At 38.0% G+C, this 13,891-nt stretch carries 15 protein-coding genes; 5 read left to right on the top strand and 10 right to left on the bottom strand.

The features are described 5' to 3' along the window. Positions 1 to 151 precede the first annotated feature (151 nt). On the top strand, positions 152 to 1,393 hold the full coding sequence (gene lysA, locus ACKWCD_RS16770) for a diaminopimelate decarboxylase (protein ID WP_413985118.1): 1,242 nt from the start codon (positions 152 to 154) through the stop codon (positions 1,391 to 1,393). Between the two features lie 92 nt (positions 1,394 to 1,485). Beyond that, positions 1,486 to 2,019, top strand: coding sequence for a thioredoxin family protein (locus tag ACKWCD_RS16765; protein ID WP_413985117.1), 534 nt, complete (start codon positions 1,486 to 1,488; stop codon positions 2,017 to 2,019). A 73-nt stretch (positions 2,020 to 2,092) separates the two neighbouring features. Here ACKWCD_RS16765 and ACKWCD_RS16760 read toward each other — a convergent pair whose 3' ends face one another. The 8 genes from ACKWCD_RS16760 to ACKWCD_RS16725 form a co-directional block, all read right to left on the bottom strand. Continuing rightward, complete coding sequence (locus ACKWCD_RS16760) at positions 2,093 to 2,866, bottom strand: hypothetical protein (protein ID WP_413985116.1); 774 nt, start codon at positions 2,864 to 2,866, stop codon at positions 2,093 to 2,095. 70 nt (positions 2,867 to 2,936) lie between these two features. Beyond that, positions 2,937 to 3,584 (bottom strand): class I SAM-dependent methyltransferase, encoded by a 648-nt coding sequence (locus ACKWCD_RS16755; protein ID WP_413985115.1) that lies wholly within the window; start codon positions 3,582 to 3,584, stop codon positions 2,937 to 2,939. Between the two features lie 8 nt (positions 3,585 to 3,592). Continuing rightward, the gene (gene guaB / locus ACKWCD_RS16750; protein WP_413985114.1) at positions 3,593 to 5,065 is read right to left on the bottom strand and encodes an IMP dehydrogenase; all 1,473 of its coding nucleotides are present in this window, start codon (positions 5,063 to 5,065) and stop codon (positions 3,593 to 3,595) included. A gap of 52 nt (positions 5,066 to 5,117) precedes the next feature. Then, complete coding sequence (locus tag ACKWCD_RS16745) at positions 5,118 to 5,618, bottom strand: hypothetical protein (RefSeq protein WP_413985113.1); 501 nt, start codon at positions 5,616 to 5,618, stop codon at positions 5,118 to 5,120. Beyond that, positions 5,618 to 6,154, bottom strand: coding sequence for an FMN-binding protein (locus tag ACKWCD_RS16740; protein ID WP_413985112.1), 537 nt, complete (start codon positions 6,152 to 6,154; stop codon positions 5,618 to 5,620). Before ACKWCD_RS16740 ends, ACKWCD_RS16745 begins: the two co-directional genes overlap by 1 nt. Before the next feature lie 123 nt (positions 6,155 to 6,277). Beyond that, entirely contained in the window at positions 6,278 to 7,462 is a 1,185-nt protein-coding gene (locus ACKWCD_RS16735; RefSeq protein WP_413985111.1) for a hypothetical protein, read from the bottom strand. A gap of 217 nt (positions 7,463 to 7,679) precedes the next feature. Continuing rightward, the gene (locus tag ACKWCD_RS16730) at positions 7,680 to 8,306 is read right to left on the bottom strand and encodes an HmuY family protein (RefSeq protein WP_413985110.1); all 627 of its coding nucleotides are present in this window, start codon (positions 8,304 to 8,306) and stop codon (positions 7,680 to 7,682) included. An 11-nt stretch (positions 8,307 to 8,317) separates the two neighbouring features. Continuing rightward, a complete protein-coding gene (locus ACKWCD_RS16725) occupies positions 8,318 to 10,411 on the bottom strand; it encodes a TonB-dependent receptor plug domain-containing protein (RefSeq protein WP_413985109.1) in 2,094 nt (697 codons plus the stop codon). Positions 10,412 to 10,515: 104 nt separating this feature from the next. On the opposite strand from ACKWCD_RS16725, the gene ACKWCD_RS16720 reads away from it, so the two are divergent. The 3 genes from ACKWCD_RS16720 to ACKWCD_RS16710 are packed head-to-tail and all read left to right on the top strand — an operon-like array spanning position 10,516 to position 12,345. After that, positions 10,516 to 11,442 (top strand): DUF6607 family protein, encoded by a 927-nt coding sequence (locus ACKWCD_RS16720; RefSeq protein ID WP_413985108.1) that lies wholly within the window; start codon positions 10,516 to 10,518, stop codon positions 11,440 to 11,442. Beyond that, a complete protein-coding gene (locus ACKWCD_RS16715; protein WP_413985107.1) occupies positions 11,426 to 11,980 on the top strand; it encodes an FMN-binding protein in 555 nt (184 codons plus the stop codon). The genes ACKWCD_RS16720 and ACKWCD_RS16715 overlap by 17 nt, the downstream gene beginning before the upstream one ends. A gap of 5 nt (positions 11,981 to 11,985) precedes the next feature. Then, positions 11,986 to 12,345: a hypothetical protein gene (locus ACKWCD_RS16710; protein ID WP_413985106.1), complete on the top strand. Its 360-nt coding sequence runs from the start codon at positions 11,986 to 11,988 to the stop codon at positions 12,343 to 12,345. On the opposite strand, the gene ACKWCD_RS16705 is transcribed toward ACKWCD_RS16710, so the two are convergent. Together ACKWCD_RS16705 and ACKWCD_RS16700 are read right to left on the bottom strand one after the other, a co-directional pair. Continuing rightward, positions 12,342 to 13,208 carry a hydroxymethylglutaryl-CoA lyase gene (locus ACKWCD_RS16705; protein WP_413985105.1) on the bottom strand — a complete coding sequence of 289 codons (867 nt, stop codon included), beginning with the start codon at positions 13,206 to 13,208 and terminating at the stop codon, positions 12,342 to 12,344. The two genes, ACKWCD_RS16710 and ACKWCD_RS16705, sit on opposite strands and share 4 nt — an antisense overlap. Positions 13,209 to 13,240: 32 nt before the next feature. After that, positions 13,241 to 13,867, bottom strand: coding sequence for a LysE family translocator (locus ACKWCD_RS16700; RefSeq protein ID WP_413985104.1), 627 nt, complete (start codon positions 13,865 to 13,867; stop codon positions 13,241 to 13,243). Between the last annotated feature and the right edge of the window lie 24 nt (positions 13,868 to 13,891).

The following is a 13,891-nucleotide window of genomic DNA, read 5'->3' as shown; positions in this document are numbered from 1 at the left end:
GTAAAAATACAATACCAACTCCTGAAAGCCAAGAAAATGATATTTTCTAATTTGTTACAAATTTAACAAATTGTTGTATTATTTATATTTCATCTCTTTTTTTTTGTTGGAATTACTAAGAAAGTTAGCTTTGTTCAAAATGCTTTGCACTATGAAAAATGCTGATTTATTAAAAATAGCAAAAACATACGGAGACCCTGTATATGTTTATGATTCAGAAAAAATTATTTCTCAGTATCGTCGATTGACGAATGCTTTTAAGGGTGTTCAGAAATTGAAATTAAATTATGCCGCTAAGGCATTATCTAATATTGCTATTTTAAAACTAATGAATAGCTTAGGTAGTGGCCTAGATACCGTTTCTATTCAAGAAGTTCAGTTAGGTTTGTTGGCCGGGTTCAAACCTGAGTCTATTATTTTTACACCTAATGGAGTTTCGTTAGAAGAAATTGAAGAGGCAGCAAAACTTGGGGTCCGAATCAATATCGATAACCTTTCAATTCTAGAGCAGTTCGGTAGCAAGCATCCTGATATTCCTGTTTGTATTCGTATAAACCCTCATGTGATGGCAGGAGGGAATTCTAATATTTCTGTAGGTCATATCGATTCTAAATTCGGAATCAGCATTCATCAAATACCGCATTTACTCCGTATCGTTGATCTCACCAAGATGAATATCAACGGAATTCACATGCATACAGGCAGTGACATATTAGATATTGATGTTTTTTTATATGCCTCAGAAATACTTTTCGAGACCGCTAAAAACTTTCCAAATCTGGATTTTATTGACTTCGGTAGCGGATTTAAGGTACCATATAAAGAAGGTGACATTGAGACTAATATTGAAGAATTGGGTAAAAAACTCAGCTCTCGATTCAATGAGTTTTGCAAGGAATATGGAAAAGAACTTACCCTAGCCTTTGAGCCAGGGAAGTTTTTGGTTAGCGAAGCAGGATTCTTTTTAGCCAAAGTAAACGTAGTAAAACAGACCACCTCAACAGTTTTTGCAAGCATCGATTCCGGATTCAACCATTTGATACGCCCTATGCTCTATGGCGCGTCTCATTCAATTTTGAACATTTCCAATGAAAAAGGAAGAGAGCGCTATTACTCTGTGGTCGGATATATTTGTGAAACCGATACTTTTGCGAGTAATCGCCGTATTAATGAAATATCTGAGGGAGACATTCTGTGCTTTAGAAATGCAGGTGCGTATTGCTTCACTATGGCAAGTAATTATAACTCTCGCTTTCGACCGCCCGAAGTATTATGGCATAAGGGCAAGGCTATTTTAATTCGTGAACGCGAGAATTTTGATGATCTCATTAAACATCAAGTGGACGTAAAAGATCTATTTGCGGCAGAAAAAGAGCCTGTAAAGGTGAAATAACTTGCTGTACATTAGATTTTTATTAAAATAAAGGTCGTAGATTTTCGTTAGTTTTGGTATAGTTATTGGACTAATCTCACAAAATAGATCAGATGAAAACATTCGTCCCGAAATCAACACTTTTTTTTATTATTCTAATTCTTGCTTTCGTAGGATCTTCTATGAACGCTCAAGAAGTAACCTGGCTTTCTTGGAGTGAAGCTTCAGAACTAGCTACAACCGAAGAAAATCCGAAGAAAATATTTGTTGATGTTTACACAGATTGGTGTGGATGGTGCAAGAAAATGGATAAAGACACTTTCCAGAATGCCGAAGTAGCGGCCTATATGGAGGCTAATTTCTATATGGTGAAATTAGATGGGGAAGGGAAAGAAGACATCGAATTTAAAGGAAAGGTTTTTAAATTTGTTCCTTCAGGAAGAAAGGGATATCATGAGTTTGCTGCAGCATTAATGGGCGGAAAAATGAGTTACCCAACTACTGTTTTTCTTGATGAAAATATGGATATGCTCTCTCCCGTACCAGGTTATCAAAAACCGGAGCCTTTCTTAAATATTGCTAGATATTTTGGAGATAACATCTACAAAGAAAAAGACTGGAAGACCTATTCAGGAAAAGGGAAATAAAGGATAGAACTAAAAAAGTGCCCCTTCAACATTTAGAGAAGGAACACTTTTACTACTATACCCAAAATTTTAGTTAGTCCGAGCCTGTCTTTTGTAATTCAGCTCCTACATCAAGTGCTTTTGCCTTTTTGGCTTTACCTTGGCATCTATCACACAAATCGGTTATTTTTTTAAGCTCTCGTGCCTTGGCAACGGTACCCTGAAATATTTCGTTTGTTCGCTTCCCATTAATATAAGAACAATCTTGATACAAATGATAGCTCTTTCCAGAAGGGGTCCAGTAAACACTGTTGACACCATCGTTAAGCAATTCGACTTGTTTTGTTTGCTCGGTATATTGCTCAACAGAAGCTGGGTTGAATTCAGTACCTGTTAAACCAGCAGCAGCAAGGGCAGCAACCGCAATAGAACCTAAAATTCCTTTTTGTTTTCCACTAAGGTTTTTATTGGTAAAAATTAGAATAACCATTGGTAAAAATGCCAATACGCTAATAATCAAACCCAATTGATTCTGAATAAAGAATTTCGTTTTATTCTTCTCTGAAGCTGGGTCTAAGCGATTTGATTTTTTCCATAAAATATTACCGATTATAGCAAAAATCAAAGCCACAACGATCAAGGCAATCATCCAAGTCATATTGACTGGAACTTCTTGAAGTTTAAAATAGGCAAAGACTTGACATCCTATGGCAACGAGCCATCCTAGTACCGCTATTATTCTAAAAGTAGTTGCTTTTGATTTACTTTCTGCTGTCGGTGACCATGTTGCGTCACCATTTGAAGTTTGAGCTGATGCATTGTCATCAACAATTTTTGTAATTTTTTTTGATGATTTACCGTTTTCCATTTTAGGGGGATTAAGTTATTTAGTTTACACAAACTTAATACTAAATTCCTATAAGTGATTCACTATCAACTTAATTCGATCGTTTGGCTACAGTAGCATACTGTAAATAAAACATATCCATTGCTGTAAATAGAAAGGGAATGTTATACAAATATGGTTTTAGAGATCGGGTACGGTTAATACCTTTGTGACTAACAATCTTATAACCTTGGTCTCGATACATTTTTGCAATACTGCTCTTTGTAAAAAAACGCATGTGAGTCTTATCAAAGATTCCGTGCCCTTCATATTCGAATTTCTTCTGGAGGATGATTTTTTTAAAAGCATCGTGATAGCGAATATTTGGAATAGAACTAATCACTACACCATTCTCTGACAACTTACCCTTAAGCGTGCCTAACACAGAATAGGGATCGACAAGATGTTCTAAAACATCATTGCAATAAATAACATCGAAATAGTTTTCCGGTAAGTCATCTACAAAATTCTCGCAGGGACCAACAAATACCTTGTCCAGTATTTTTTTTGCCTCGTTACCAGGTTCAGGCATTAATTCAATTCCCCATGCCTCAGCACCTGTCTTATCTTTGATTTGCTTAACAAATGTTCCTTCGCCGCAACCGATATCAAGTACTTTTTTACAACCTTCAGGAAGAAATGCCAACATTTCGGGGCGTTCATGATTGAAATAGTCGTTGGCTTTGTTGTTGTAATCCATTATATGATTTATCTACTATAATTCGGTGACTCCTTGGTAATGGTCACATCATGCGGGTGGCTCTCATTGATTCCACTTGCGGTTATCTTAACGAAACGACCTGTATCTTGAAGTGTAGCAATGTCTTTTGCGCCACAATACCCCATTCCTGCTCGTAGCCCACCAACGAATTGATGAATGCTTTCATACAATTCTCCTTTATAAGGCACTCGCCCTACAATACCTTCTGGGACTAACTTCTTAATATCGTCTTCGACATCTTGAAAATAGCGGTCTTTCGAACCTTGTTTCATGGCCTCTACAGAGCCCATACCACGGTATGACTTAAACTTTCGTCCTTCGTAAATTATAGTTTCTCCAGGAGATTCTTTTGTTCCCGCTAAAAGCGAACCTAACATTACCGTATCAGCTCCAGCTGCAATTGCTTTGGGAATGTCACCTGTATAGCGAATACCACCATCAGCAATTACGGGGACTCCACTTCCTTTGATGGCAGCGGCTACTTCTAGTACAGCTGAGAATTGCGGAAAACCTACTCCTGCAACAACTCGAGTCGTACAAATTGAACCAGGACCTATTCCCACTTTCACAGCATCTGCTCCTGCATCTACCAAATATTTGGCGGCTTCACCTGTAGCAATATTACCTACAATGACTTCAAGCTTGGGAAATTTCTTTTTTACTTCTTTCAAAACAGCAACCACACCCTTGGTATGACCATGAGCGGTATCGATAACAACAGCATCTACTCCTGCATTCACCAAAGCCTCTGCCCTATCTACGGCATCACCAGTAACACCCAAAGCGGCTGCAACACGAAGTCTACCGTATTGGTCTTTATTAGCAATTGGTTTTTGGGTAAGTTTTGTGATATCCCTAAAAGTAATTAATCCGACAAGCTTATTATCGCCATCAACTACTGGAAGCTTTTCAATTTTATGTTCTTGTAATATATCTTCAGCTTCAGAAAGCGAAGTTCCTTCCGCAGCCGTAACCAAATTTTCTGAGGTCATTACCTCAGAAATTGGTCGTTCATTATTTTTTTCAAAACGTAAATCACGATTCGTGACAATTCCAATCAGTTTTCCAGCATTATCAACTATTGGAATTCCACCAATACTATGCTCCTTCATATTGGCCTTGGCATCACTCACTTTCGAATCAAGGGGCATCGTAACGGGGTCTAAAATCATACCACTCTCAGCACGCTTTACCTTTCGAACTTTAATCGCTTGTTGCTCAATGGTCATGTTCTTGTGCAAAACCCCAATACCCCCTTCTTGTGCTATTGCAATAGCCATTCGCGATTCCGTTACGGTATCCATCGCTGCGGAAACAATAGGCACATTAATGGTGATATTACGCGTGAATTTCGCTTGAATATTTACTTCTCTAGGAAGGACTTCTGAAAAGGCAGGGACTAGGAGTACGTCATCGTAAGTAAGACCTTCTCCAACAATTTTATCAAGGTGAGCTTGCATAGCAATTAAGGATTAATTGCATGCAAAAGTAGGGATTTTTATTGGGATTGCTTTACTTAACTCCTGCAGGTTTCAAAGTCAGTTGATAGAGCACTATAAGTGTTGAAATCGTAAAGGTTGCGGTCATTAAAAATCCAGAGAAAATGACTACATATTTCATCCATAGAAGGCCTGTCCATAGAAAATAGATGCCTCCGAAAGTCAATACCACAGATAAAAAAGGCTCAACGGTTAAAAAGAGTTTCAATTTTTTAGAAAGCTTCGTCAACCAAACCAATCCGCCCAACAAAAAGAAAATAAAAGACATGGATAGAATATGCGTATGGACGATAGTCAACATTTCACGTTCACTCTTTTTGAACTTCATGACCTCAGCATCTTCATCTTCTTCATTACCATTGTAGTTTTCTACAATTCCATCCGGCGATGTTGTGCTCGTTTGAGATACAAAAAGTAATCCTGTAAAAAAGCCAATGGATAGAATAACAACGAAAGCTGCGATAAAGATTTTTATTTCCTTTGGGAAAGAAAGTAAAAGCCCATTGTATTGCATTACAAGGCTTTATTTGCTTGAAGTATCTCTATGGTTTGCAATAAGTCGTCCATCGCATTGGTCATAGAACGAACCGAAATTGTTGCCCCAGCAATACCATCAATATTAGTTTCGTGGTCAACACGGTCTCCCCCAGTTTTGCCTAGGAATTGTTTTAACCATCTTTTGCTTCCAATTTCGCCGCCATACTCTTCACGGTAAATAAGTACTTTGGAATGTTTCACTTTTAAATCGGGATCAAACACCACCAGGTAATCAAATTTAGCGGTCTTACTTGGAGCTTGGTCAATAAAGGCGTAGCCTAAAAGTTCATCGCCTTTTGAAAGTTCATATAAATTATCAGCAGTAAGTTTTGTTGGAAGTTTTTGATTCAATTCTTCGGATATAGAAATAGCATCCATCTGAAAGCTTTCAACCTCAAAGGCTTTCTGAACTTCTTTGGTTACTTTCTTCTGAACATTTTTAGGAAGTCCAAAACCAAATAGTAAAACTGCGCTAACTAATACTACACCAATAAATCGTTTTCCCTGAAGCATGGGCAAATGTATTAATTTAGAATCAATCTCAATAAAAATAACCTTATTTTTTGTTAACAATTTTAATCCCTTCTCATTCGATTTTCATCAAAGCGGAGAAGGGATTAAGCACTAACCAGTTTCTTAGAACCAAACTCCGATACCGAAATTCAATCTGTCTTTTGTATCAACATCAGATGCGTTAGAACGGAATTGATAATCTCCTTTCACAACTACTCCTGGAGCGATATGGTATGTTAGTCCTGTAGTAACATCCGTTCTGTCGTAAGCGTCATTCGCAATTAAATCTCCTGCCGTATCTGCATGCGTATTGAATTTTTCATAACGGGCAAAGGCAAATAATTTTTGCTTTTTGGTCATAGGTAAAAGATTATAAGCTCCTTCCACATAAAAACCTTGTAAAGCACTACCCAAGTCTCTTCCCGTAGCAGTATTATATAAATCGGTATCCGATAGCGAAGCATGAACAAACTGTCCTCTAGCTGTAAAACGCTGATAAGCATAACGAGCATCTAAGCCGAGCATACTGACACCAATATTTGCACCTTCTATTTCTTCGATGTCGTCAGTTGCTTGTGTTTTTCCAAAGTATCCAGATAAGCCTAAACGCAATCCGGGAATACCATAATAGTCCAGTTTTGCGGATAATGTGGGACTATCAACAGTAGATTGAATCGCTTTCTGGCGACCACCTCTCAGTCCATTTGAACCCTTTAAGAATCCGGATAAGCCACCTTCACCATTCGCTTCCGTAGATTTGAATCCATTAAAAACGTAAACCTGATATCCCAAGGAAATATCATTGAATCTACCTGCAGCACCAATACCGATCTCTCTCCACGTAGTTGGCACTATAGCATTATCCATAGCCGGTCTTTCGGTTCCGTTAAAAGTTGTTGGCTCATGAAATTCATTGACAATTCCCATAGGTACCAACATCAGTCCACCACGTAAACTGACATTACTACCGACAGCATAATTTACAAAGGCCTGTTCAATGAAGACTTCATTGACATGCTCTAGTTCAACTTCAGTAATAAATTGTGTTTTTTCATTAAATCGATATCCGAAAAGTAGTACCATTCGTTGCACGTCGAGTTCTCCATTGTCTGCTTCAGGTTGGTTATACAGAATCTCTGCATACGCACTTACGGTTACCGCAGAAGCATAATTACCAGAAAGTAATCGCTGAGCAGCATTTAATTGTGATTGCGGAACAAAGGTGATGGAGTCCGTTTGTGTTTGAGCAAATGCAAAAGTGGTAGCTAAAAGAAAAAAAGCAATTGATATAAGAAGTTGTTTTGACATTATTCTTATTTAGACTTGTTATAGATAGTTAATTTTTCGAAGCGCAAATTTAACATCAAATTTGGTTTTCGCAAACTTTATTTAAATTAAATCTAAATAAACTTAAAGATTTAACGATAAGGCAATATTGTGTGGCAAAGACTAGAAGATTGATAAAAAAGGCCCATTAACTAACCAAGAAAAATGGACCTTTCAAACTAAACCAACTCAAACTTTTTTATTCCAAAGAAGTCTGTCCTTCATTGGGATTGTAGACGTAATTAAAAGTGTAATAACGCGATTCCGAAGTTGCATCAGGCTGGGCCGGCGCATCTTTATAGTAACTTAAAACCTCAACCTTCGCATATCTATCGTCATGTGTTCTGATAACCAAAACCTTTCCCGGAATGGGTGAAATCTGATTTACTTGTGGGTTATAGTTGTACCAGCCATTATCACTACCTGTAGGGATAGCAAAAGCCCCATCCGCATCTTGAGCAAAAGTTAATCCTGCGGCATCTGAAATACTTGCAAAAGTACCAGAGGCGATTGAAGCGCCTGCATTGCCATTTCTTGTCGGCTCATCATCTGTACCTGTAACGGCTCCGCCATTTAAGGCAATTGTTGTTCCTCGGAAAGCGATATCCCAATCCGTATCACTTGTAGTTACTGCACCAGTAGCAAAACTAAATTTCGTAAAAGGTCCGCCTACTGGTTGTCCCTGCCCTCCTGTTTGTGGAGCAGGAATATTGGTTGCAGTTTTACTTTCAACGGCAACTAATGATGGTTCATTGTCATCATCATTGCATGAGTTGAAAACTGTTGCTATTAAAAGTAGTGTGAAAAATTTGATTGTTGAATTCATGAGATTTGATTTTAAAATTGAAAATTGATTTTAGTGAATAGTTGTATTCCGGCGAGACCGGGTATGTTTTCGGCATCTTGATAATCAAAGAGATTATTCGCTCCTAATTGCAAGGTGTATTTATCAGAAAATGTTTTGTTTAAAGTAAGGTTGGCTAGGGCATAGCCATTTACAAAAGTGGTGTCATACGTATCTATGATTCCGTTGCCGTTACCATCGAAAAGCCCGTACTTACTTCTATAGTTGATTCGAAGGTTGGTGTTGAAATTCCATTTCGGGACTTCGTAAAATATCTTAAAATTGGCGGTGTGCCTGGAACGGTTAACGAGCCCGAAGTAATCGGAATTGTCTAGAGCAACCGTTTGCAGCGAATTGGGGTCACGCGCAAATATCTCGCCCCGTTCCAAAGCCACCTTTTTTTCTTTATCTTTTGCGTATAACAACTGATATCCTCCTGAAAGTGTTAGTTTATCAGTTAGCTTATACTTCGCATCCAGTTCTAAACCTGTAGTATAAATACGGTCAAAATTTGCATAGCTAAATACATTTTGTCCATTTGTCCTTCTGGCAATCGCCCTTGTATCTATTAGGTTCTTAAAGTCGTTTCGAAAGAGATTCAAATTCAATTTCACCTTGCCTTGTGCATAACTCGCTCCGATATTGTACCCTACCGAACTTTCAGCCTGTAATGGTGTTTCTAAATCCTCGAGGTCAAGTAGAAGGTCTGTTAACTGGCCTTGAGCATCCAACTCCTCCACCTTATCAATTGCGACATTATATCCTAAAACCGTATAACCTACTGCAGTGTTTGTAAAATCGAAATAGAGTTGTCTGAAATCGGGAGCTTTAAATCCGGAGCCAACTGACCCTTTTATAGAAATCGCATCACTCAGTTTGAAGTTCAGGGAAGCCTTCGGGCTAAATTGTGATTGATATTCACTATGATTATCAAAACGAGCCCCTAGAATAAGGTTTAGTTTTTCCCATGGATAAAAATCATACTGCATATAGGCATATTGGGAATCAAAGGACACTTTTTCGTCAAAGAATGTTCGGTCTAAATTTTCATGACCATAGCCTACTCCGGTAGTTATTGCATTTTTTGGTTTGACCTTGTAGGTAACTCTTATCTCTGGCCGAAATAGTTTTTGGTCATAGTCATTTTGGCTAAACAAAGTATTGGAAACCGTATTTTGCAATTCTTCGGAAGCCTTATAATTCGTATAGTAAAACTCATATTGTAATTGCCATTTCACATTGATTTCAGAATCCAAACGAATATGTGCATTTGCTTCATTGATATCACTCAAGCCTTCAATCAACTGGTCATTCGCTGAAAGGGTCACATCTTGATTCTCCATATAATACCTTGCCGAAGTGAATAATTTCAGGGCATCAGAAATGTCATAGAATAACTGACCACTAAACGTGTAATTCTCAAAAGGATTTACCGTTTGCCCTTCAACTTCCGGGCGTAGGTCATAGCCGTCGCTACGCAAGGAGTTTCCATAAAACGAATAGCCTAACTTTTTAAACTTCTTTTTGATACTGAGGTTTGCATCTTGGGTATTGAACGAAGCAAAACGATATGAAACGTTTCCATTCAAAGAAGCTTCTTTTGGTGTTTCCGTGATAATATTGATCACTCCGCCTAAAGCTTCAGAACCATATAAACTTGAAGAAGGACCTTTTACGATTTCTATTTGCTGAATATTTCCGACGGCCAATCGGCTTAAATCAAAGTTTCCGGCGGACCGCCCCACTAAGGGAACACCATCAATTAAAATCATCACATAATCCGAAGAAATACCTTGAATTTGTATTCCATTGAAACCGCTTTGGTCCGCAGTAGTAATAATACCAGTTTGCTCGTTTAGAATTTCATCAAGTCGAATTACTCCGGTTTTTTGCAACTGTTTTTTAGAAATCAGAGTCACTGGTAAAGGCACGGAAGAAAGCTGCCTCACTGTACGTGTGGCAGTCACAATTACCTCGTCTAAATCTTGAATTAGCACTGAATCTTTCTGAACAGGAATTTCTTGCCCAAAAACGGAGACTCTCAAAACCCCTATAAAAACAAGTGTTAAAAGACTATTTAGATTCATTCCTAATAATTTTTCAACAAATATATGCTTTATTTTTAATCAGTCTAAATAAAAATACTATTTTTGACAAAGAAATATTTACAGCAACATTTAAACTATTTACAATGAGAAAATTAACTTTATTGGGAATGCTATCGATGCTAGTTTCGGTATTCGGTCAAACAGAAAAAAATAAAAAACAACAAGACATTGAGGCCATAAAAGATATGTGCGGTTGTTATGAAGTTACTTTTAAGTATACCGAAACCTTTGCACCTGAAATTGATTATGAAAAGCATTTGGACTACACCTCCGGAGCTCTAGAATGGGCGGAACTTATCGAAGATGAAGACAATAAATTATCGATACAACATCTATTACTTGTCAATAACGATAGAGTTATAAAACACTGGCGACAAGATTGGGAATACGAAAACCAAGATGTATTCTACTATGACAAAGACAACACTTGGAAATTCAAATCCTTACCCAAAGAAAGTGTGAAAGGGCAGTGGACACAGAAGGTTTTTCAGGTAGATGACAGTCCCAGATATTCCGGCTCCGCTACATGGATACATGCCGACGGCAAACATTATTGGGAAAACAAAACCGATTCTCCCCTACCCAGACGCGAGTACACCAAACGAAAAGACTACAATGTCATGCTTCGGGGAAACCGTCATGAAATCACTGAATCAGGATGGTTACACGAACAGGATAATGACAAAGTGATTCGAGAAAACGGACAAGAAGATATTCTGTTGGCGCAAGAAAAGGGCTATAATGTGTATACTAAAGTAGCCGATGAAAAATGTAAACCGGCAAAAGACTGGTGGGCCAACAATATGAAATTCTGGAGCAAAGTCCGAAATTCATGGGATGACGTGTACAATCGCACGGGTGAGTTAACCCTCTTGAAATCTGTTGACGAACAACCCTTATTCATGCACTTTTATGAATTGGAAAAAGAAAATGCAAAGCGACGAGATATAAGCAGCTTACTTAAAAAATTCATTACCGATAAATCTGTTTCCGATGTTGAAGGCAAATAGAATCTTGCTAGTAGCGGCCGTATCATTATTTGCGGGAATCCTATTTTCCTTTTCTGAAGGAGATATAAGTCCAAGGTTGCAAAAGAAAATAGATGCTGCCATTCTTTCCACCTATGAGGTAGAGACTGGTGTTTTGAAAAACATAGCCATTCCCGCGGATTTGAATACCAAAACGGCTGCTGACTTTACAGAGAATAGTCTTTTTGAAATATATAATGATTCAACCCTTTTGGGCTATTTGTACTTGGGCGTGGCCCCAAGTATGAAAAAAAAGTTCGATTATATCGTACTATTCAATACCGATTTTACCATTAAGAAATCGAAAGTCTTGATTTATCGCGAAGAACATGGGAAACAAATCGGCAGTCAAAGATGGTTAAAACAGTTTATAGGATTATCCTCTGGGGATAATCCTATTTATGGACAAGATATTGATGCCATTTCAGGTGCTACTATTTCCGCTACAAGCATGACAAAAGCCGTTGGAGACGTTCTAAAGGGCATTCAAATTTTAAAGGAAAACGAAGTAATTAAATAAATCACATGCAAGACATACACCCCATTTACCACAATAACTTCGGCGTCGCTTTTCAATGGAAAAGAAACAAGGTCAAAGACATCATGAAAGTGCAAATCGTATTTAGAGACACTGGATTACTATTATCTAAAGAAGAATTGACCCAGTTTTCAAAAAACATAAAGTATACGAAGGATAACAGCTCGCTTTGCAATGATTGTGCTCAAAACGAATCTTGTAAAGCACTTTTAATTGATTCGCCAGCACCACAAATCACCTTTGCCGTGAATGTAAAAGAATTGAATGGAATACAAGATTTGGTGGAAGGCACCCTCTTTCAAATGAATTTGGACAACTATTTAGGAGGAATCTGTAAAAGTGATTAGTGATACTCCGCAAATAATTCAGAAGCTTTGTTGTAAGCTGCTTCAAATACCAACCAATTTACTCCAGAATCCACTTTTGCAGTATTGAAATAGGAAAGCATTTTTTCTGTGGGCATATTTCCCGTCAATTCGTCTTTTGCCATGGGGCAACCGCCAAAACCTTGAACTGCTCCGTCGAATCTTCGACAACCAGCTTTATAGGCTGCATCTACCTTTTCATGCCATTTTGTTGGCGTAGTATGTAAATGTGCGCCAAATTCAATTTCTGGATATTTGGGAATCAAATTTGAAAACAGATAATCTATTACCTCTGGAGTAGAAGTTCCCACAGTATCAGACAACGATAAAATTCGTGCGCCCATCGCGGCTAATTTTTCGGTCCACTCCCCCACTATTTCCACATTCCAAGGGTCTCCGTATGGATTTCCAAACCCCATTGAGATATAGGTGACAACTTCTTTTCCTGAAGCATCGGCAATGTTCAAAATTTCTTGAAGTGTTTCTACGGATTGTTCAATAGTCTTATGCGTGTTCCGCATTTGAAAATTCTCGGAAATGGAAAAGGGATATCCTAAATATTGAATCTCTTTATGTTCGGAGGCGTTTTTCGCACCTCTAACATTGGCAACGATCGCTAACAACTTACTAACTGTATCAGATAAATCCAATTGCGCGAGTACTTCCGCTGTATCCACCATTTGCGGAATGGCTTTGGGCGAAACAAAACTGCCAAAGTCAATGGTATCAAAGCCACATCCTAAAAGGGACTGAATATAACGCACCTTATCCTCGGTAGGAATAAAGGTTTTAATGCCTTGCATAGCATCACGTGGACATTCAATGACTTTGACTTTTTCTGACATTTAAGCAGCGAATTGATACTGTAAAATTACTATTATTTATCCGATAGTAAGAGGTAAATAGCAATGCCCACAAAAACAATAATTTGTAGCCATTTTAAAGTGATCCCTACCTTCGAATTCTTGAGAATCAGTTCGGAAATCAGTCCTGAAAGAAAAGCTACCGCACCAAATATAATACCTGATACAGCGATAAAAAGGAATCCCAATACATAAAACTGAACCACCGTACTCATCGATTCGCTAAATAAAAATCCTGGAAAAAATGCCAAAAAGAATATCGTCACCTTAGGGTTCAATACATTCATAATGAATCCTTGCCGAAAAAGCCCCATTAGACTTTTTTTTGGTGTAGCATCATTCGACAGACTAATCTCAGCATCGCTTTGATATACTTGAATTGCTAAATACAGAAGATACACAGCGCCAAAAAGTTTTATGATAAAAAAGAGCTGGTCACTTTGCTTGATAATTGCCGACACCCCAAAAGCTAATAAAGTTGCATGTACCAAACAACCCGCCATGAGTCCAGCAACGGTCGCCATACCGTACTTTTTCCCATTGGTAATACTCTGCATCAATACATAAATATTGTCAGGGCCAGGTGAAATTGCAAGGGCTGCAGTTGCTCCTATAAAAGCAATAAGAATTTCGTAATTCAAAATAGAAAAGTGTTGAAACGAGAA

The sequence above is a fragment of the Maribacter taeanensis genome (genome assembly GCF_047345145.1).
GTDB lineage: Bacteria > Bacteroidota > Bacteroidia > Flavobacteriales > Flavobacteriaceae > Maribacter_C.
Note: the sequence above shows the minus strand (reverse complement) of the source record. Positions and strands in the feature narration are given on the sequence as shown.